The sequence below is a fragment of the uncultured Corynebacterium sp. genome, from assembly GCF_945649885.1.
In the GTDB taxonomy this organism is placed as follows: domain Bacteria; phylum Actinomycetota; class Actinomycetes; order Mycobacteriales; family Mycobacteriaceae; genus Corynebacterium.
In genome coordinates, this window is record NZ_CALZFS010000015.1 from 12,336 (window position 1) to 32,650 (window position 20,315).

Sequence of the window (20,315 nt, forward strand, 5' to 3'; positions counted from 1 at the left end):
GGGCCCGGCGCGCAGCCGTCTAAAATGCCCTCCTTGGAGGCTAAGGGCTGGACGCTGAAGGTGGCGTTGTCCCAGCGACCGTGGAGTTATATCGCCTCGGTCGGTATGGCGGTGTCCTTTGTCTGTAATGGTCTGACCCCGGTGTTGGTCGGACGTGCCGTGGATGATGCGATTGCCACCCAGAATCTGCAGCGTCTGGGTTTCTGGGTCGGCATGCTCGCAGTTCTGTTTGCCACCTCGATCAGTGTGAACTGGATTTCGCGGTACATGATGGTGCGCAGTCAGCAGTTGGTCAGTCATGATCTGCGCACGATGGTCACTGACCGTATTCAAGATCCCCGTGGGTTCAAGGGCCGGGATCGGACAGCTGGTGGGTTGTTGTCTGTGGCTTCCAGTGACACCCAGCGTGTGGGTGATGTTGTGATGATGACGGTGTTCCCCGTGGCTGAGGTGGTCTCGGTGATCTATGGTGCCACCCTAACTTTCCTGATCAGTCCATGGTTGGGTATTGCAGTCCTGTTGGGCGGGCCTTTGTTGGTGTTTATCGCCCTGCGTACCGCCAAGCCACTGCAGGTGAGATCAGTGGCCCGGCAGAAGGCGATTGCTCAGGCTGCTGCCACAGCGACTGATGTGGTGCAGGGTCTACGCATCCTCAAGGGCCTGGGTGCCATTGTCACGGTGCGAGGTAGATATGAGCAGGTGTCCTCGCATGCCTATGACAAGACGGTCATTGCCAATGCGGCTGAGGCACGTCTGAATGGCGTGACAGAAGCCAGCGGCGCGATTTTTGTCTCCGGCATCGGTGTGGCGGCAGGTTATCTGGCGCTTCAGGGGGAGATGTCCATCGGTGATCTGATCACGGTGGTGGGACTGACACAGTTCCTCATCATGCCGATGACCATGCTGGGCAGGAACGTGGCCTCACGCTGGGCATCGGCAGAGGCCTCAGCCAAGCGTATCCGTGCAGTACTTGGTGCTGATTTTGAACGCACCGGTGAGCTCGAGACCGCCCGTGCGAACAAGATCATCGCCCAGCTACCCAAGGGTCTGACCACACTGCGCAGTGATGATGAGACAGATTATGAGCAGTTGATCTTCGCCCTGGAATCCCTGCCCCGCACCCAGGTGATCGTGGCACCTCATGCGGCAGACCTTTTTGATGGCACCGTGACAGACAACGTTCACCCCGACCAGGTGATAGCAGAACGCGCCATCCAGGTCGCTTCCTGTGATGACATCCCAGGTGGTGCTGACAAGACAGTCGGTGAGGGCGGAGGGATGCTTTCCGGTGGACAGCGCCAACGTGTGGCCTTGGCCCGTGCCATTGCCGCTGATCCGGAAGTGCTCATCCTGCAGGATCCCACCACAGCTGTGGACTCGGTGACAGAGCAAAACATCGCCGATCAGGTCAAGCAGTACCGCGGGGACAAGACAACCCTGGTGTTCAGTGAGGCACCTGCATGGAAGGCGGCGGCGGACACCCAGGCAGATACCGCAGATCTTCACCGGGTACTAAAGGAAATCATCAAAGAAGCGCAGGGGGACAAGTAGTGAATAAGACGTCGTTAAGCTTCCCCCTGGCCACCCTGCCACAGGTACGCCGCGAGATTGCGGGGCAGTTGGTACGCATCCGCAATGCGCGCTGGTGGTTCCTGCTGGCAGTGCTACTGCTTAGCGCCGGGTCCTTTGCCACGGTGACGGTGCCACAGATGCTGGGCCGCATCGTGGACCTAGTGGCACAGAATCAGCCGGTGGAGAAACTCTGGGAAACCGGAGTAGTACTGCTTGGTGTGGCCGTGGCCGGAGGTGTGCTCAGTGCCAGTGGTTTCTACCTGGTGGTGCGTATGTCCGAACGAGTCATCGCCAACCTGCGTGAAGACATGGTCGGTACCGCCCTGGGCCTGCCCACCCACCAGGTGGAAGACGCCGGCACCGGTGACCTTGTCAGCCGCTCCACCGATGACATTGCGGAGCTGTCCTCCGCGGTGACAGAAACCATCCCGATCCTCACCTCCTCATTTTTCACCATCATGGCCACCACCATCGCGCTGTTCACCCTCGACTGGCAGTTCCTGTTCATCCCACTGCTGGTGGCACCGGTGTACTACTTCGCCGCCCGCCACTATCTGGGCAAAGCACCTGATCGCTATGCCCGGGAACGTGCCGCCATGGCAGAGCGTGCCCGGCGCCTACTGGAAGCCATCCGTGGACGTGCCACCGTGCGTGCCTACTCCATGGAGGATGAGATGCACACGCAGATCAAGAACTCCTCCTGGACGGTGGTCACCCGCGGCATCCGGGCACGCACCACCATGTTGATCCTGAGCACCTGGATGCTGTGTGCAGAGTTCCTCATGCTCAGCATCGCACTGGTCATCGGTTACCGGTTGGTGGCAGGCGGGGACATGACCGTCGGTACTGTCACCGGAGCACTGCTGATGATCATCCGCCTGCGCGGACCGCTGAACATGTTCATGCGTGTGCTAGACACCATCCAATCCGGCTACGCCTCCCTGGCACGCATCGTCGGTGTGGTGGCTGACCCACCGGCACCTGTGCCTGACAGTGGTGCCAGCGCGCCGGGAGGACAGGTGGAACTACGCAACGTCAGCTTCAGCTACGGCGGTGACTGGGCGGTACGCAACGTCAACATCCAGATCAACCCCGGTGAGACCGTCGCCATGGTCGGTGCCTCTGGAGCAGGCAAAACCACCGTGGCAGCATTGCTTGCCGGCCTGCGTGTTCCCGATGAAGGCGAGGTGCTTGTCGACGGCTTCCCCGTCTCCCACCTCTCCGACAAAGAACGCATCGCACGCCTTGCCATGGTCAGCCAGGAAGTCCACGTTTTCTCCGGAACCCTGCGCCAAGACCTCACCCTGGCCAAACCACACGCCACCGATGAAGAACTCCTTGCCGCCTTAGACCGCGTGGCAGCAGGGGACTGGTTCAGCAAACTTCCCGAAGGCCTGGACACCGTCGTCGGCGCCCGCGGCATCCAATTAGAACCCGTCGCCGCCCAACAACTAGCACTGGCACGAGTCCTCCTCCTTGACCCGGCCATCGTCATCATGGATGAGGCAACCGCAGAAGCAGGCTCCGCCGGGGCCGGCGCACTCGAACACGCCGCCGACGAAGTCACCCATGAACGCTCAGCCCTGGTGGTAGCCCACCGCCTCGACCAAGCCTCCCGTGCCGACCAGGTCCTCGTCATGGACAAAGGGCAGATCGTCGAACGCGGCACCCACTCCGAGCTCCTAGCTACCGACGGGATCTACAACCGACTCTGGTCCGCATGGAGCGTAGGCAGGTAGGAAATGCGCACCGGGTTTGAATGTTCAGTCCATTGAACATTAGGATTCATTGCTATGGATTGGTCTAATATTCTGTTCGCCTTCAGCCTCACGGTCTTCGCCGGCCTGGCAACAGGCGTCGGCGGCCTCATCGCCGTGGCGCAGAAAGCCCCCGGCCAGCGATTCCTCGCGGGCTCCCTGGGCTTCTCTGTCGGTGTGATGCTCTATGTCTCCTTCATGGAGATCATGCCCAAGGCCTTAGATGAGCTCACCCGCGTCTGGGGAGAGCGTGGTGGCACCTGGGCGGGTGTGGGAGCCTTCTTCGCAGGCATTGCCCTCATCGCCGTGATCGACCGCCTGGTCCCCTCTGCGATCAACCCGCATGAGCCCTCCACTGTGGGTGGGGCTATTGAAGGGCGGGAACGCCGCAACCGCATGATGAGAATGGGGGTTCTCACCGCGGTCGCGATCTCCATCCACAACTTTCCAGAAGGCTTTGCCACCTTCGTGGCCGGCCTGACTGATGCCCGCATTGCCATCCCTGTGGCCATCGCCATTGCCATCCACAACATCCCCGAGGGTATTGCCGTGGCAGTACCCATCCGTGAGGCCACCGGATCCCGGGTCAAAGCACTGAAATGGGCCACCCTGTCCGGCCTGGCTGAACCCGCTGGAGCTATTGTCGGCTTCCTGGTGCTCATGCCTTTCCTCGGACCAGAGGCGATGGGACTGTCCTTTGCTGCAGTAGCCGGTGTCATGGTGTTCATCAGCGTGGATGAACTCCTTCCCACCGCCATCAACTCCGGCAGGCACCACACCGCCATCTACGGGCTCATCGCGGGTATGGCCGTGATGGCTGTCAGCCTGCTGTTGTTCATGTAGCTGTTGGCATCAGCTCCGTTGCCAGGTCCCGGTCTTGTCAAGGGCCCAGGTCACTGGTGTACCTGTGGTTGAGAGCTTGTCGGTGAGCCAGAAGGTTTCATCAGGGTTCCATCCGGCAAGCAAGGCTGCGTGATCATCATCTGCCGGGACAGCACGACCTGCTGTGGCAAGATATCCCCGCACGCTCAGATGGACCGCGTCATAGTGCTGTGCCACCTGCGCGTAGTCGGGAATCACCCACTTAGCGATGTATCCGGTGGTTTGTTGCCATTGATTCTGGTTCTGAGCGGTCACCTCCAGTGGGAAACGCCCACATAACTCAGCCCAGGCCTCGGCACCGCTGATGGTGAAGATCCGGGCGTCTGCAGGCCGGATAATTCGATGGGCCCAGGCATTTTCCGGCCCGGAGGTATCCTCCACGCCGTGTAGACCTGCTGGGGTGCCATTGGGTAGCTCCCGGGTGCTGGCACACAGTGAGAAAGGCGGGGTCGACCACCACTCATCGTTGTATTCCCTCCCTGTTCCCATCAACCGGGTTTCCAGCTCGTGGATATTCTCCCGCCAGGTTGACAGTGTCCGGCTCACCCGGGGGAAAGCAATCGCACCTTCCCGCCGTCTCACACACCACTGGCTATCAAGTGGAACATCCTGGGCCCACCAGGCGACAGCAGATGTACCTGCGAGGTGCTCGGCGACTCTCCGCAGCTGTGCCAGCACCGGGCCGGTAGCGGCAAGGGCATCTGTGCCCTCGGGACGCTGCCAGTACATGGCCCGCTCCACGCTGATCTGAAGCACCTCCCGTAACAGTTCCGCTGTGGGTTCACAAGGGGCACCACTGCGATCTTCTCCGCCACGGCCTCAGCAGAGACCACAGGTCTGGTCGGGGAGTCCCTCCCGGTACCGCCAATGGTGAAGAAGCTGATGCGCTCCTTGTCTGGATCCAGATGATGACCAGCATGGAAGACTGCATGATGCAGTGCCCCTTCCCCCATACGGGAATCAGAGGCCAGAGCAAACTCCAACAGGAGACGCCTGCCCCGAGGGCCGGCAAGGAGATCATCTACGAAAGTCATGGTGGCAAGGCTAGCGGAGAAGGCCCGTGTCCAGGTGGAATAGGAAGCCACAGCCGCAGCTAAACGTGTTGCTGCAACACAGTGCGAACTGGCCCGTATCCAGCAACAGCAGCTGATCCCAGTGGTTCCAGCGCAGGCAACGACCTCCTATGAGAACTGTGCTGATGTCGGGGACCGCCTGGGTCGCCAAATCCCGCAAACTTGATAGCAACTCCCATGGTGTGAGCTGCGAGAAGGGCACACGGTAGAGCAGACACAAGACAATTCTGTTGATAAAGCGCTGAAACCCCCTGGCATCCAGTACAGGGGTGCAGCGCTTTGCAGGTAGCGCCACAGGGCCCCATCTCGGGGGACTGGTGCAGCATGGGCTACCAGGACCCTCGCTTAGCGGTACAGACGATAAGCGCACAGATCACCCGAAGGCGCAGGCTATCCAGGATTACGCGGTCTCCGAAGAGCTGGTATCTCGCCTAGTCACTGGCTACTCCTCACCGGAGGAGCTGAACAGGCAGATACGCCGTTGGAAAGCGGTTCTCCAGAACACCTGGAATTTGTAATGCACCACCGACCCCGTCCTGACTTAGTACAGACTGGTGGGAGTCTAGGCCCGGAGATTGGGGTACAAATGCCCTAATAGGGGGGTGTTAACCGGAACATACACCTTTCGCCAGTGCCATTATCCGGGGGGTTGTCACTAGCCTGCCCCAGTATTCAACAGGAGAAGAAGAGAATGAGTCTTTTAAACAAGCACAACGTAGAGGACGTCCTCTACCCGGAGGAGGTCACCACAGGCCGGGACGGCAACACCCGCACCCAAGCGTCAAAGACGGGTGTGTCGCTCAAAGTCTAGTTGGCGCCTATCGGGCACACCCTGTACACCAACCCGGAGACGAGGGACCCCATCCCGGCCAAGATGAAGGGGCATACCAGGCACAAGGAGGTAATTCTTTGCCCTTCATAACCCACTAGAACCGCCCCAGCTCTATTGATCAGGGGTTTTAACCTACCACCGACCATCACCTGTACTAACTAAGCTCCCCGGCGTTTATGGGCGTATCTACTGCACCGTTGCAGAGCTGCAAGGCCTAGCAGACATGCTTAATGACGAACTAAAGGGCATTCTGCAATGGGGACAGGTTGACACTGGATACACCCAGGATGAAATGAACGCACTGTTCGATGCTCATGTAGCTTCCCTGGGCAAGACAGCCCGTGAGTATCTGGAGGAGAAATAACGAGAGCGGGAACGGCTCCGGTGCTACTACGCAACCAACAAGGAGAAGCGCAGAGCCTACGACCGTAACCGCTACCGCAACAACCCACACCGCAGACTGTCCCACCCACCCAGGCCTGGATACTCCAGAGCTGTTGAAGCTGGGTGTGAAGCTCACCGGATCAGCCCACAGGAGCTACTCCAGCACTGGGAGCAAGAGGGGATTAACCCGCTCCGGTGCTATCTCACCGGGGCAGAGCTAAGCGTAGCGACCAGATCCATTGACCACACCACCCCGATCAGCAGGGGAGGGGGACACACCCTGGAGAACCTACTCCCAGCAACGTTCACAGCCAACAACCGGAAACAAGACAAGCTCCCGGGGGGGGGGATACTCACGGGTTCTGGTGCTGGAGCATTGGTTGCTGGGGGAGCCCACACGCCCAGAGCAATCATTTGCTTGGTTCGATCCAACCATGCCCGCGCAGCATCATCGGAGGAGAACGCGCCCGGTGCCCGGTACCGTTTCCCGTCTGGCCCGGTGCATCTAGCCCTGATTTCACCGCCGGAGGTGGCTTGCAGACTACCCCAGGAGTTCCGCTTGCCCATTGGCCGTGCCCTAACTTTGCCCCAAGTTCTCCCGGGAACGGAGTTGGATGTCGTCGGCTCCCGGAGCAACCGTTAACCCTGAATCAGTTGTCTAGCTGGGAAAAGGACAAAAAAAGACCAGATCAAAAGGTATTTCCACCCTCTGACCTGGTAATTTGTCGGACTGACAGGATTTGAACCTGCGACCCCTACACCCCCAGTGTAGTGCGCTACCAAGCTGCGCCACAGTCCGCCATTGCCATCAAGCAACGAGAATCAGGTTACACCAATGTGATCATGAAATGAAAATCAGTGGGTAACCCGTCCCCATCACAGCCAGAACCACAGTAAAACTAGCCGCCTATTCAGCAACCTCGCCCACGGAGTAGACCCAACGGCCGTCAATCTTACGGAAGGTGGAGTTCTCCTCCTGAACACCGTCGGCAAACCCACGGTAGAACGCCTGAAACTTCACCTGTCCAGTGGTGTCAAAAGGACCACCACCTTCAGTGCTGAGAATATCCAGACGGTAGAACTCAAGACCCACATCAAGGTTGAGTTCCGCAGGACGGGTATCGGCATCCCAGGTGTTAAGCAGATAGTCCGTGTCACCGATGGCAAATGCTGAAAAGCGAGAACGCATGAGTGCCTCAGCGGTAGGCGCATTGTGATTGCCATCGTGATAGCGGTAGCAACACTGGCCATAAAGAAGTCCGGTGCCACAGGGGCAACGGTTGTCATAGTCGTAAAGCATGAGTGTGTTTATCGGTCCTCGTCTTCAATGATGATCCCGTGGCTGAGCAGCTGCTCAACCTCGGATGTTCCTGCTGCGTTGAGAAGCTCAATTCGCTGCCCGGATGACAGCTCACCCTTCAACGCGATGCTGCGTCGGAGTTTAACCTGCGCACCATCACCGGCAACGATGCGAGAGACGGTAACAAAGACATCATCAAGCTCCTTGATGCTCTGCTCCCGTGCCACCTGACGAATCTGCTGGGAAGTCGCAGCAGCCAACGCCGACACCACCAGAGACACAGGGGAGTAACCCAGCCCACGCCCACCATCCTGCTTCTCACGGTCAGTGAGGAAACTGTACTCCCCGGTACGGACAGCATCCGCGAAACGCGTAGAGCTGACGGACTGCACCTCAGCCACCCCCACAGGCAACGGCTCACGGTAGAAGGACTCACCCTCCGGAATCAGATAAGGATCAATCCAATCCCTAATGATCCGCGCTGCACGCTGAGCAGTCCCATCACGGGTCAACAGATGATCAGCCCTATCCAAAGACACCAAGGACTTCGGATAACGGGTCACCTGGAAAATCTTCTGCGCATTATCCACACCGACTGTCTGATCAATGGGGGAATGCACCAACAACAACGGCGCACGCAACTTAGGCAGATGCTCCACAGGATTGATATCTGCCAAATCCTCCAAAAACTCACGCGAAATCGTCACATCACGCCCACCCAGCGTCAACGTCACCGCACCCTGCTCATCCACCTCACCAATCCGATCCGCAAAATGCAACACCGCATGCGCCGGATCAAAAGGCGCACCAATCGTCGCCACCCCACGCAAAGACTTAATCAACGGTGCCGCCTTCAACGACGCCGCCCCACCTAAAGAATGACCAATCAACAACTGCGGCGCAGCATAATGCTCCCCCAACCACCCAGCAGCCGCCACAATGTCACGAACATTCGAACTAAACGTCGTCTCCGAAAAACGCCCCTCCGACTGCCCCAATCCAGGAAAGTCAAAACGCAAACACGCAACACCAGCCTCCGCCAACGCCTTACTCACCCGCGCCGCCCCCGGCGTAAACCGCGAACCCGTAAAACAATGCACAAACATGGCATAAGCAATCGGCTCAGTCGACGGCATATCCAACGTCGCCGCCATCATCAACCCCTCAGAAGAGGGAACCTTCACACTCACTGAATGCACAACAAGTACCTTCCAACAGCGCCAACACCACGAATGCCCTCCACCCTAGGCGCAACTTCCCGCAGGTCATAGGCAAAACAATGTCTACTTGGACAAGCTTCAACCACCAAAGCAACCCACATCACTAAAAGGGGGCGTGACCGCGCCGGGATGGTGTGGGGTGGGTTAAAGTCGGTGAGATGTACTCATCTAGCTCACTGGAGGTCTGACGTGGCTGGTTTCGACTGGTTCTGGAAAGCACTCGGCGGCAAATCCGGCCGCAATCAAAAGCGGAGCCTGGCAATCGTCGACCAGGCCGAGGGGCACACCCTTGAACTGCAGGCACTTGACGATGCTTCCCTCGCTGCCCGCGCCCAGGCACTGGCCACTGCAGGAAGCATCGACAACCCGGCAGAATTCCTCGCCATCCTTGGACTAGCTGCTCAACGCACCCTGGGTATGAGTCCCTACCCGGTGCAGTCACAGGCCGTCCTCCGCCTCATTGAAGGCGATGTGGTCCATATGGCCACCGGTGAAGGCAAGACACTCGTCGGTGCGATGGCGGCAACAGGCCTGGGCCTCCAAGGCAAGACAGTCCACTCCATCACCGTCAACGACTACCTCGCAGTCCGTGATGCCGAGTGGATGCGCCCTATGGTCGAATTCTTCGGCCTCACCGTCGGTGCGGTCTCCGAGCGCATGACACCTGAACAACGTCGCACCGCCTACACCTGCAACGTCGTCTATGGCTCCGTCAGTGAAATCGGCTTCGATGTGCTGCGCGATCAACTCATCACCCGCCGCGCCGACGCCGTCCAACAGGGCGCCGACGTCGCCATCGTCGACGAGGCAGACTCCGTGCTTGTCGACGAAGCCCTCGTCCCCCTCGTGCTCGCCGGCAACCAGCCCGGCCACGCCCCGCGCGGAAAAATCACCGACGTGGTCCGCAAACTCAAGGAAAACGAGGACTACACCCTCAGTGAAGACCGCCGCAACGTTTTCCTCACAGACAAAGGAGCAACCAAGCTCGAGAGCTCGCTCGGCATTGACAGTCTCTACGACGATGAACACGTCGGCAGCACGCTCGTCCAGGTCAACCTCGCCCTCCACGCACAGGCACTCCTGATCCGCGATATCCACTACATCGTCCGCAACGGCAAGGTTCAACTCATCGACGCCTCCCGGGGACGAGTGGCCGACCTCCAACGCTGGCCCGACGGACTCCAGGCCGCAGTAGAAGCCAAAGAAGGTCTCGCCGTCACTGAAGGCGGCAAAATTCTCGACACCATCACGCTCCAGGCACTCATGGGTAGATACCCCATGGTGTGCGGCATGACCGGCACTGCAGTGGAGGCAACAGACCAGCTCCGTACCTTCTATGACCTCCACGTTTCCGTCATCGAACGCAACAACCCCCTCAAGCGCTTCGATGAGGCGGACCGTATCTATGCCACGATGGCTGAGAAGAACCGCGCCATCATCAACGAGATCGCCCATCTCAATTCCACCGGACAGCCCGTCCTCGTCGGAACTCACGACGTCGCCGAATCAGAAGAACTCGCGGAGGCTCTCCGCGACCTCGATATCCAGGTCAGTGTCCTCAACGCTAAAAACGATGCCGAAGAAGCAAAAATCATCGCCGAAGCCGGCGACATCGCCCGCGTCACCGTCTCCACACAGATGGCAGGCCGTGGCACAGACATCAAACTCGGCGGACCAGACGAAACCAACTACGACAAAGTGGTCGAACTCGGCGGCCTCGCAGTGCTGGGTACCGCACGCCACCGTTCCTCACGCTTGGACAACCAGCTCCGGGGTCGTGCCGGCCGACAAGGCGATCCTGGTCTGAGTCTCTTCTTCGTGTCTCTGGACGATGATGTGGTGGTTGCCGGTGGGGCAGGGGAGAACGTCTCCGCACAGCCTGATGCCACCGGACTGATTGATTCCAACCGCATCCGTGACTGGGTGGCACACTGCCAGCGCGTCACCGAAGGGCAGCTACTGGAGATCCACTCTCAGTCGTGGAAGTACAACAAGCTCCTGGCGGACCAGCGTGTGATCATCGATGAACGCCGTGGCCGCCTCCTGGACACTGACCTGGCGTGGCAGGAGCTCTCAGAGCGCTCACCACAGCGGGCAGCAGAGTTGGAGGGCGTGGACAGTACGGTGCTGGAACAAGCAGCCCGGGACATCATGCTCTACCACCTGGACTTCAACTGGTCCGAGCACCTGGCACTCATGGATGATGTGCGGGAATCCATCCACCTGCGCGCCATTGCCCGAGAAACTCCACTAGATGAATACCACCGCATCGCGGTGCGGGAATTCAAGACCCTGGCGCAACGTGCCGTGGATGACGCAGCAGAAACCTTCAATTCCGTGGTGATTGACGCCCAGGGAGCACACCTGGAGGATGAAGGTCTCGCCCGCCCATCAGCCACCTGGACGTACATGGTGTCTGACAACCCGCTTGCGGGCTCGGGCAACTCAGTTATCAGCGGAATCGGAAATATCTTCCGTTGATGTAACTTTCATTTCAGCAGGTAGTGACACTTTTGCCCGCTTGTGGGGGTTGGTCACGTGGGTTTGTGCCCACCTGAGTAACCTGCAGGGGCTATGATGAAATTTGTTAAGAACAATGTCGACACGGAGGAATTTCAATGAGCGACAACACCGGCACACCGGAGCCACAGGTCGAAACAACCTCGGTATTCCGCGCCGATCTGCTGAAGGAAATGGAGTCGGGTGCTGGTAGCGCTCCTGCTGCGACTGGTGCTGATAACCTCCCTGCGGGTTCTGCACTACTCGTGGTTAAGCGTGGCCCCAACGCCGGCGCTCGTTTCCTTCTGGATCAGCCAACCACCAACGCTGGCCGCCACCCGGAAAGCGACATCTTCCTTGACGATGTCACCGTTTCCCGCCGCCACGCGGAATTCCGCATCAACGAAGGCGAATTCGAGGTTGTTGACGTTGGATCCCTGAACGGAACCTACGTCAACCGCGAACCACGCAACTCCCAGGTCCTGCAGACCGGCGATGAGATCCAGATCGGTAAGTTCCGTCTGGTCTTCCTCGCAGGTCCAGCAGCCTAAGAGAAACAACCTTTCAGTAGGTTTGCCATACACATTACGGTTGCAGGATCTCACACGGTCTGCAACCGTTTTGCGTATACAATCCTCTGAGAACTGTCCACCGTCAGCCCCTCAAATTCTCAGCAGGTAATAGCAGCATCGTGAGCGCACTTCATAAAACAGCAGCCAGCGTCAGCTTCGGAGCATCCACGCCCAGGGCAGCCAAGAAGAACAAGACCATGTCCATCGGAGTGGTTCTTGAGCGTTTGAACGCAGAATTTCCTGATGTCACGGTCTCCAAGATCCGCTTTCTCGAATCAGAGGGACTGATCACCCCGGAACGCACCGCATCAGGCTACCGCCGATTCACCGAATCAGATGTGGAACGGTTGCGCTATATCCTGGTCACCCAGCGTGACAACTACCTTCCGCTGAAGGTCATCCGCGAACAGCTCGACGCCATGGACAATGGCTCCGTCACCGCCATCGGTGCGGGCGCGGCAGAGCCCCTGGTCAGTCCAGAGAAGTTCCGTGCACCAGCACTAACCCGCCTGACTGACTCTGATGTCGCGGAAAAATCCGGTGTGGACGTTGAGATGATCTCTGAGCTGGTCGCCGCAAAACTGATCAAGCCGGATGCCGCTGGATTCTTCACCCATGATGATGTCCTGATCGCCAATACCGCAGGTTCACTGAGGGACATGGGCTTTGATCTCAGACAGTTGAAATCACTGGGCAATGCAGCAACCCGCCAGGCTGATCTGATCACACAGGTGGCAAGCCCCGTTGCCCGTGGCAAAAGCGATGTGGCTCAGCAACGCGCAGAGGAACTTGCACAGCAGATGTGTTCTCTGGTTGTCTCCATGCACGCATCACTGGTCAAAAACGCAACTCGGGAACAGCTGGGATATTAATTTGAATACACACTTTGTTGAACTGGAATTCCACGGCATCCACACCATGGAACCAGAAGGTTTCACCTGCGCCATCTTCCGCTGGGAAGAGGGCAACAAGATCCTCCCAGTCTGGCTGGATCAGGATGATGCACTGAAAATCCAGGCATATCACGCCGGTTTCAGCCCACGCCGACCCACCTCGCATGAACTGTTGGCGGAAGCCTTCACCCGCAACGGCCCATGGGTGAGTAACCTACGTATCGTCAGTCACTTCGAGGGCGTGTACATGGCATCAATCATCACCTCGGAAGGTGAGGAATTCGACGCCCGCCCCAGCGATGTCATCATGTTGTCGGAACTTCTGGAAGTTCCCATCTCCGCAGACGAAGAGATCCTCCAGCAGACCGCAGTCTTCGTCAATGACGAAAATCTGGAGGCCTACTTCGGCATCGTCATCGATGCCACGGCGGGGGACAGCGACGGTTTCCCGGAATCTGCTTCTGGCAATGCCCAGGCAGATGCTGATTTCCAGCAGTTAATGCAGAGCCTGGGTGTCACCGAAGATGATCTATTCATCGACACCGATCAGGGCACCGCACCTGATGATCAGGATGGAAATCCAGGCGAGAACCGATAACTTTATTCACTTAGGCGTCACTTTGCCACACCTGTGTTTGGCGTGTCGCGTGATTAAACCTTGACGGTAGTCTAGACTTTCTACCAGAATAAGTGTAAGTTTCACGCTTAAAATTCACATCGATGTAAGTTGATGAGAATTTCATATACCAACACTGAAGCATCGGAGACATCAGTGAACGAAGAGTCTAGTTTTCAGGGTGATCTTTTCGCCCCCACGCAGGTTCCTGTCCAGGAAACCCTGTTTGACGTCGGACCAGACGAAGAAGTCGGGTACCGCGTCCCAACGGCATGCCAGGTAACAGGCATCACCTACAGGCAGCTTGATTACTGGGCACGCACCAAGCTGGTTGTGCCCTCCATCCGCGGAGCACGCGGTTCAGGATCCCAGCGACTGTACTCCTTCAAGGACATTCTGGTCCTCAAGATTGTCAAGCGACTTCTTGACACTGGTATCTCCCTGCAGAACATCCGTCTGGCAGTGGACAAGCTGCGGGATCGCGGCGTCAGTGATCTGGCTGAGATCACGCTGGTCTCCGATGGCAGCACCGTCTACGAATGCCGCTCCAATGAGGAGGTCATTGATCTTCTCGGTGGTGGACAGGGTGTCTTCGGCATCGCGGTTCCGGGCATCATGAAAGAACTGACCGGGGATATCTCCGCCTTCCCGTCAGAGCGCATTGATGACTCTTTTGAGGCAGAGCCCATCAACTTTCAGGACGAGCTGGCTTCACGCCGCAAGCGTAAAACCTCTTAAATAAAGCGCGAGGACCTGATATCCCCGCTTCTGAAGACATGAGTTTCTCCGAACTCAAGTCTTCAGAAGCGGGGATTCTTCTCTTCTTAAGAGCCAATGAAAAAGACTCCTGTTGGTTGACTGAGATACCCGACAGGAGTCTTGTGCGTGCTTGTCTAGAACCCGAAGGCTGCTCTTAAGGTGTCAGTGATTTCCTGGGTATTGGCTGCGGTGACGGCCGATCCACCATTAGCCATGGCATAGCCGGCCAGGGTGCGGTCAACTTCGCCGGGACCCACATGAACCACATGGAGGGATACCTTGTCCCCAGCGGTGGCCTCGATGTCACGGAGGAATGCCTCATCGGAGTAATCACTGGCGGATCCGGTGGTGACCAGGACAATGCGAACTTCACGGCCAGAAGCACCTGAATGTTCCGCACCGATTGATGCGGCGGCCACTGCTGCGGCACGGGTCAGCGGAACGCCGCCGGTACCGAAGCTGGAGATGGCACCTGCGGCATTATTGCCACCGCTCTGATCTGGGAAGGAGACATTCGGGCGCCAACCGCGGGTCACACCCGGGTTTAGTGGGGAGGAGTAGTTGTTCAGCGCCACCTGATTACCCAGACCACCGGTTTCACGGGCCAGATCTGCAAGGAGATTACTGGTCAGGGTGTGATAGTTTTCCTGACTACCCGCAACAGGCTGATCCATGTTGGCGGAGGTGTCCAGCACAATCAGGGTGTCTGAGGGCGAACCGGTGTTGGCCGAGGCCTCTTCTTCGGCGGCGGCCTTGGCAGCCGCGTCATCAGACATCTCCTGTGCGCGTTCGACCATGGCGGTCAGCGCTGCATCATCAACAGTCGGGTCCAAGGACAGGGAGTCGGCGAAGTCTGCGCCGGCACGGGCCTGATCCTCAGTGATGCCCTCTGCAGCGTTGACAGGGATGGCCCACACGGGGACCTCTGCGTCTTCGATCGGAGTGAAGTCATAGCCCTCGGGAAGCTCAGCGGATTCCAGGGTGGCAAATGCGGGAGACTGGGCGGCCTGCTCTGCTGTGGTGTCTGTGTCTTCAGCCAGGGCAGCTGTGGCTGCTTCTTCATCGCCACCGGCCAGTGCCAGGGCGACGGTGGCTGCGGTCAGTGGCTGATCGGCAACGGGGAAGCTGGCACCGTCAAGACTGACGGCATTGTGATCTGAGGCGGCCACACCGGCCTGTGCGGCATCCACCTGGGACCAGGTGTCCTCCGGGCCTGCTGGTGTTGCACCGATGTCTGCCAGAGCTGCTGCAGCCTCTTCACGGGATCCGGCAAACAGGTAGGTGGCTGCTTCACCATCACCAGCAGGTTCTGCAGTGACACAGAAGTCACGCGTGACCGGGTCGGTGTCATTGAACTTCTGCACGGCAGACTCAACCAGGTTGGCATCACCACCGATGGGGAGTGTGAGGTCGCCCTGGATACACTCCTGCTCTGATGTGGAAGATGTTGGCTCAGTGGTGCCCTCAGCCTGGGTGGAACTGTCATCTGAGCCGCCAGTGAAAAACCACCAGGCGATCAGAACACCGACCAAAATGCTGATGGCCAATATAACGGTCAAAGATTTGGACAGTGCGTAGTTACTCTGCCCACTGGAATGTCGTGCCACGGCCGCTCCCTCGAAGTGATGGTGAACTAACCCAGAAGTTTAGCGCTAAGCGCCTGTTTGGTGACGGAGACAAGCCGGTCACGGATGGGTTTTGCCCGCTGCGACAATGCCCGCTGACGTGCCACATATTCGGCCTTGCCCTCGGAAGTCTCGATTGCCACCACCCCGAAGCCATATTCACGGCAGTCATAAGGGGAAGCCTCCATATCCAGGATACGGGTGTCCCGTGCCAGCTCAAAAGCATCCAGGAACACCTCACCGGGAATCAGAGGACCCAACTTGGATGTCCACTTGTACAGATCCATCGTCGCATGCAGGCACCCACACTGATCATTGCGGGGCTGATCCTCCCGGTTGAGTACCGTCAGATTGAGTGGGATGGCGGGTTCAGTGAAGAATCTGAAGGCATCAAAGTGGGTGCATTTGAGCTGGTGGGATTCCACCACGACGTCGGTGGTGGCATGGCCCAGACGCAGGGGAAGATCATGACGGATCTGTTCCGGGGTGGTTTTATACACCATGGCCCACTCATGAAGCCCAAAGCAGTCAAACTGGGTGGGATTGGTGGCAGTGGTAGCCAAGAGGTCATGAATATAGCGCACGGACTGCCCACGTCGAGCCATGAAGGAGTCCAGATCCACGGTGACAGCAGGGGTGCCAGGGGCGTCGATAAGCGTGTAGTCACGCCAGCCGGCATGCGGCGGATCACCCTGTAGGAGCACGCCGAGCCCGGGGTGCCAGGTTTTCAGGTGGGCGGGGCGGACGGGGTAGTACTCAAATAGGAAATCAAACACGGGGTGCTTGATATGTGCCTGCCTGCGTTTGAGGTGGGCCTCGGTGAATGCGTGAGCCCGCGCCTCATGAGCGCGGGCTTGTTGCATCCACTCCTGCTGGGTGAGGGAAGTGGGTTCTAACACCTGTCTATATTTACTCGGTTGCGTCCTCGTGAGTCCAGTCGTTGACCGTACCGACATATTCCTCGATGAGGTCCTCGAGTGTGATCACACCCAGGAGCTCACCACGCTGACGGACCTGCGCCATGTGGGCGGAACGACGGTGCATGGTGTGCAACACATCATCCATGAGACCATCGGCATCCACATTGGTCAGGGGGCGTAGCTCAGAACGCGGGATGCTCTCAGAGGGGTTCATCTCCGGATCTGCCAGACGTGGCAGGACATCCTTGATGTGGATGTATCCCAGGTAGGAGCCATCAACACCGGTGACCGGGAAACGGGAGTAACCGGTTTCCCGCACAGCGGTCTCCAGCTCAGCCAGGGTGGGGCCCTGACGGCCGAAGTCGAGGGAGCGGACATCTTCATCCCGAATCACCAGTTCCTTGACGGAACGGTGCTCGGTGTGGAGTGCCTTGGACAGACGTGCATGCTCCTCGGCATCCAGCAGACCTTCGAGACGAGACTCAGAGATCATGCTGGCCAGCTGTTCCGGATCCACGGTGGAATCCAGCTCATCCTTCTGCTCAACTCCGAAGAGCCGCAGGGTGATGCGGGCGACCCAGTTCATGAAACGGATCAGGGGGCCAGTGATCTTCACCCAGAAGATCAAGCCGGGGGAGAGCCACATGGACAGCGTCTCAGGTCCGGCGATGGCGATGTTCTTCGGAACCATCTCACCGAACAGGATGTGCAGCCAGGTGATGATGCCCAGGGCGATGACAAAGGAGATTGGGTGCAGGAGATTCTCCGGCACACCAACGGCCATGAATGGCACCTCGAGGAAGTGTGCGATGGCAGGTTCGGCGATCTTACCCAGCAACAGGGAACACAGGGTGATGCCGAACTGGGCGCCCGCCAGCATGATGGACAGGTGCTCGGTGGCATACAGTGCTCGCTCAGCGGACTTCTTGCCCTGTGCGATATGGGCTTCCAGCCGGTCACGGCGAGAGGAGATCAAGGCGAATTCAGCCGCCACGAAGAAGGCATTGAGAGCCAGGAGGGCAATGATGAAGAGGACGGTTACCCAGATATTCACTTGGTGTACTCCTCTGCTTCTTCATGGGTGATGGGGGTGAGAACAGCCTTGTCTATGCGGCGGTCTTCCATCACGGTGACACGTGCTATCCACCGGCCGGTGAAACTGGATTCGAATTCATCCATGCCAGGTGTTTCCGTCTGGGGTAGCAGGGTGACATCGCCGACCTTGGGGATCCGGCCCATGGCGAACATGATCAGCCCGCCCAGGGTTTCAAAGGGGCCGTCAGGGGCGCTGTAACCGACGTGGAGCTGCAGCTGGTCGGTGCGGACCAGGCCGGAGACCTCCCAGCTGGCGCCGAACTGTTGGAAGTCACGTTCGGCTTCAGAGTCATCGTATTCGTCATAGACCTCACCAAGGATCTCCTCGACGACATCTTCGATGGTGACCAGGCCTGCGGTGCCGCCATATTCATCGGCGATGAGCACCACCTGGGAACCGGCGGAACGAACAGCGTTGAGTACCGCATCGCCGTCAAGGCTGGCCGGGACCACGGGGATCCGGCGTGCCAGCTGGCGCAGCTTGGTGGTGGAACGCTCCTCACGGGATACGGAGAAGGCATCCTTGATGTGGACCATACCGATCGTTTCATCCAAGTCACCGTCGGTGACGGGGAAACGGGAGTGACCTGTTTCCAGAGCCATGGTGATCAGATCATCCACGGTGTCATCCACTTTGAGGGTTTCAATGGTGGAACGTGGAGTCATGAACTCCTCAGCGGTGGACTCACCAAATTTCAGTGAGCGGTTGATCACCGCAGCGGTGGTCTGATCCAATTCACCACTTTCCGCGGAGTTGCGGACCAGGGCGGTGAGTTCCTGCGCGGAACGGGCAGATGCCAGTTCTTCTGCAGGTTCAATGCCGAGTTTGCGCACGATGAAGTTGGCGGAGTTGTTCATGGTCTTGATGAAGAGCTTGAAGGACATGTTGAACCAGTGCACCGGGTGGACCACAAAGCGTGCCACACCCAGTGGATTGGTGATCGCCCAGTTCTTCGGGATGAGTTCACCGAAGACCATGGAGAGGAAGGTGGCCACGATCAGTGCAATGATCAGCGCGACTGTTGTGGAGGCAGACTCAGTGAGTCCGACCAGTTCCAACACCGGGGTGAAGAATTTTGAGAGGACGGGTTCTGCAAGGAAGCCCGTGGCGAGTGTCGTGATCGTGATACCGAGCTGAGCTCCGGAGAGTACGAACGACAGATTCTGGTAGTCCCTCTTCACTGCATGGGCGCTCGCGTCGCCCTTCTGCTTGACGTGGTTGTCCACGGTGGACCTCTCCATGCCGGTGAGTGCGAACTCAATGGCGACGAAGAGACCGGTACTGGCTGTGAGAAGCACGAAGCCGAGCAATGAGAGGATGCTTATGAGTATGTCCATTAGCCTTAAGGTGGCAACCTGCTCCCAGAACCCGGATTAGAGGTGAGGGAACTGTTAACCCTTGGAACCATCTTTCCTTGAAGTCTGACGCCTCGGATTGGTGCTGCGGCCCCCGGAGCTCCGGGTGGGATTATCTCCACCCTGTCCCCGGCGTGCGCCGCCGCGAGATCTCTGGCGGGGATTCTTGGATGAACCCCTGCTGTCAGAACGTTTATTAGTGCCTGATTGTTCCCGCTTCGGCTGCTGCTGACCAGGTAGGGCCAGGGGAGTGCCGGAGGGGCGTTGTGCACCGGTGATACGAGACAGCTCAGGGGAGTTCTCGTTGACCTTCACCTCGGCGGCGTCAACGCCAGCCTTTTTGAAGAGTTCGCGGACTTCCTTGATCTGCTCATCCATCACCAGTGTCACTACTGTACCGCTTGTACCAGCGCGTGCGGTACGACCTGCCCTGTGGAGGTAGGCTTTGTGCTCAGCAGGGGGATCCACGTGGACAACCAGTGAGACATCATTGACGTCGATGCCACGGGCAGCGATGTCGGTGGCCACCAGAACTGGAATAGATCCATCGGAGAAACCAGCCAGCGCGTTGGTGCGGGTGCTCTGACCCTTGTCACCGTGAATGCCCACTGCGTTGATACCAACACGGCGCAGCTTCTTCACCTGGCGGTCAACACCGTGCTTGGTGCGCATGAACATGATGGTCTTACCCTCACGGGCAGCAATCCGCATGATCACGGCATTGCGGGGATCGCGTCCACCGACCAGCAGACGGAAGTGCTCCATGGTGTCCACGGCTCCGGCAACTGGTGCGGTGGAGTGGGTGACCGGGTTGTGCAGGTAGCGGTCAACCAGCTTGGACACATCACCATCAAGGGTGGCGGAAAACAGCAGACGCTGGCCCTTGGAAGGGGTGAGGTCCATGAGCTTGCGGACCTGGGGGAGGAAGCCCATGTCAGCCATCTGGTCGGCCTCATCAAG

The 20,315-nt window shown here is 58.5% G+C and carries 17 protein-coding genes and 1 tRNA gene; 9 read left to right on the forward strand and 9 right to left on the reverse strand.

The features are described 5' to 3' along the window. Nucleotides 1-24: 24 nt before the first annotated feature. The 3 genes from Q0M74_RS02995 to zupT are packed head-to-tail and all read left to right on the forward strand — an operon-like array spanning nucleotide 25 to nucleotide 4,172. Nucleotides 25-1,551, forward strand: coding sequence for an ABC transporter ATP-binding protein (locus Q0M74_RS02995; protein WP_366087744.1), 1,527 nt, complete (start codon nucleotides 25-27; stop codon nucleotides 1,549-1,551). After that, a complete protein-coding gene (locus Q0M74_RS03000) occupies nucleotides 1,551-3,311 on the forward strand; it encodes an ABC transporter ATP-binding protein (protein ID WP_293951567.1) in 1,761 nt (586 codons plus the stop codon). The genes Q0M74_RS02995 and Q0M74_RS03000 overlap by 1 nt, the downstream gene beginning before the upstream one ends. Before the next feature lie 54 nt (nucleotides 3,312-3,365). Beyond that, nucleotides 3,366-4,172, forward strand: a complete 807-nt coding sequence (zupT, locus tag Q0M74_RS03005) for a zinc transporter ZupT (RefSeq protein ID WP_293951568.1) — start codon at nucleotides 3,366-3,368, stop codon at nucleotides 4,170-4,172. Nucleotides 4,173-4,181: 9 nt separating this feature from the next. On the opposite strand, the gene Q0M74_RS03010 is transcribed toward zupT, so the two are convergent. Then, entirely contained in the window at nucleotides 4,182-4,967 is a 786-nt protein-coding gene (locus Q0M74_RS03010) for a hypothetical protein (protein ID WP_293951569.1), read from the reverse strand. A gap of 1,372 nt (nucleotides 4,968-6,339) precedes the next feature. Here Q0M74_RS03010 and Q0M74_RS03015 point away from each other — a divergent pair. Beyond that, nucleotides 6,340-6,480: a hypothetical protein gene (locus Q0M74_RS03015; RefSeq protein ID WP_293951570.1), complete on the forward strand. Its 141-nt coding sequence runs from the start codon at nucleotides 6,340-6,342 to the stop codon at nucleotides 6,478-6,480. 745 nt (nucleotides 6,481-7,225) lie between these two features. Here Q0M74_RS03015 and Q0M74_RS03020 read toward each other — a convergent pair. The 3 genes from Q0M74_RS03020 to Q0M74_RS03030 all read right to left on the reverse strand — a co-directional run bounded on the left by Q0M74_RS03020 (nucleotide 7,226) and on the right by Q0M74_RS03030 (nucleotide 8,999). Continuing rightward, nucleotides 7,226-7,299: transfer RNA gene (locus tag Q0M74_RS03020), tRNA-Pro, on the reverse strand. Between the two features lie 108 nt (nucleotides 7,300-7,407). Continuing rightward, on the reverse strand, nucleotides 7,408-7,800 hold the full coding sequence (locus Q0M74_RS03025) for a YchJ family protein (RefSeq protein WP_293951571.1): 393 nt from the start codon (nucleotides 7,798-7,800) through the stop codon (nucleotides 7,408-7,410). 8 nt (nucleotides 7,801-7,808) lie between these two features. After that, nucleotides 7,809-8,999 (reverse strand): alpha/beta fold hydrolase, encoded by a 1,191-nt coding sequence (locus Q0M74_RS03030; RefSeq protein ID WP_293951572.1) that lies wholly within the window; start codon nucleotides 8,997-8,999, stop codon nucleotides 7,809-7,811. A 210-nt stretch (nucleotides 9,000-9,209) separates the two neighbouring features. Here Q0M74_RS03030 and secA2 point away from each other — a divergent pair, with 210 nt between their 5' ends. The 5 genes from secA2 to Q0M74_RS03055 all read left to right on the forward strand — a co-directional run bounded on the left by secA2 (nucleotide 9,210) and on the right by Q0M74_RS03055 (nucleotide 14,338). Beyond that, nucleotides 9,210-11,501: an accessory Sec system translocase SecA2 gene (secA2, locus tag Q0M74_RS03035; RefSeq protein ID WP_293951573.1), complete on the forward strand. Its 2,292-nt coding sequence runs from the start codon at nucleotides 9,210-9,212 to the stop codon at nucleotides 11,499-11,501. A 137-nt stretch (nucleotides 11,502-11,638) separates the two neighbouring features. After that, complete coding sequence (odhI, locus tag Q0M74_RS03040) at nucleotides 11,639-12,070, forward strand: oxoglutarate dehydrogenase inhibitor Odhl (protein WP_293951574.1); 432 nt, start codon at nucleotides 11,639-11,641, stop codon at nucleotides 12,068-12,070. Nucleotides 12,071-12,210: 140 nt separating this feature from the next. After that, nucleotides 12,211-12,963, forward strand: a complete 753-nt coding sequence (locus Q0M74_RS03045) for a MerR family transcriptional regulator (RefSeq protein WP_293951575.1) — start codon at nucleotides 12,211-12,213, stop codon at nucleotides 12,961-12,963. A gap of 1 nt (nucleotide 12,964) precedes the next feature. After that, entirely contained in the window at nucleotides 12,965-13,582 is a 618-nt protein-coding gene (locus Q0M74_RS03050) for a bifunctional nuclease family protein (RefSeq protein ID WP_293951576.1), read from the forward strand. Nucleotides 13,583-13,756: 174 nt separating this feature from the next. After that, on the forward strand, nucleotides 13,757-14,338 hold the full coding sequence (locus Q0M74_RS03055) for a MerR family transcriptional regulator (RefSeq protein ID WP_293951577.1): 582 nt from the start codon (nucleotides 13,757-13,759) through the stop codon (nucleotides 14,336-14,338). A gap of 155 nt (nucleotides 14,339-14,493) precedes the next feature. Here the strand turns inward: Q0M74_RS03055 and Q0M74_RS03060 are convergent, their stop codons facing one another. The 5 genes from Q0M74_RS03060 to Q0M74_RS03080 form a co-directional block, all read right to left on the reverse strand. Then, nucleotides 14,494-15,966, reverse strand: coding sequence for a vWA domain-containing protein (locus tag Q0M74_RS03060; RefSeq protein ID WP_293951578.1), 1,473 nt, complete (start codon nucleotides 15,964-15,966; stop codon nucleotides 14,494-14,496). Between the two features lie 26 nt (nucleotides 15,967-15,992). Then, a complete protein-coding gene (locus Q0M74_RS03065; RefSeq protein ID WP_293951583.1) occupies nucleotides 15,993-16,847 on the reverse strand; it encodes a 3-methyladenine DNA glycosylase in 855 nt (284 codons plus the stop codon). A gap of 46 nt (nucleotides 16,848-16,893) precedes the next feature. Beyond that, nucleotides 16,894-17,958: a hemolysin family protein gene (locus tag Q0M74_RS03070; protein ID WP_293951579.1), complete on the reverse strand. Its 1,065-nt coding sequence runs from the start codon at nucleotides 17,956-17,958 to the stop codon at nucleotides 16,894-16,896. Next, a complete protein-coding gene (locus Q0M74_RS03075) occupies nucleotides 17,955-19,337 on the reverse strand; it encodes a hemolysin family protein (protein ID WP_293951580.1) in 1,383 nt (460 codons plus the stop codon). Before Q0M74_RS03075 ends, Q0M74_RS03070 begins: the two co-directional genes overlap by 4 nt. A 54-nt stretch (nucleotides 19,338-19,391) precedes the next feature. Continuing rightward, a partial coding sequence (locus Q0M74_RS03080; protein ID WP_293951581.1) for a DEAD/DEAH box helicase occupies nucleotides 19,392-20,315 on the reverse strand: 924 nt, incomplete at its 5' end.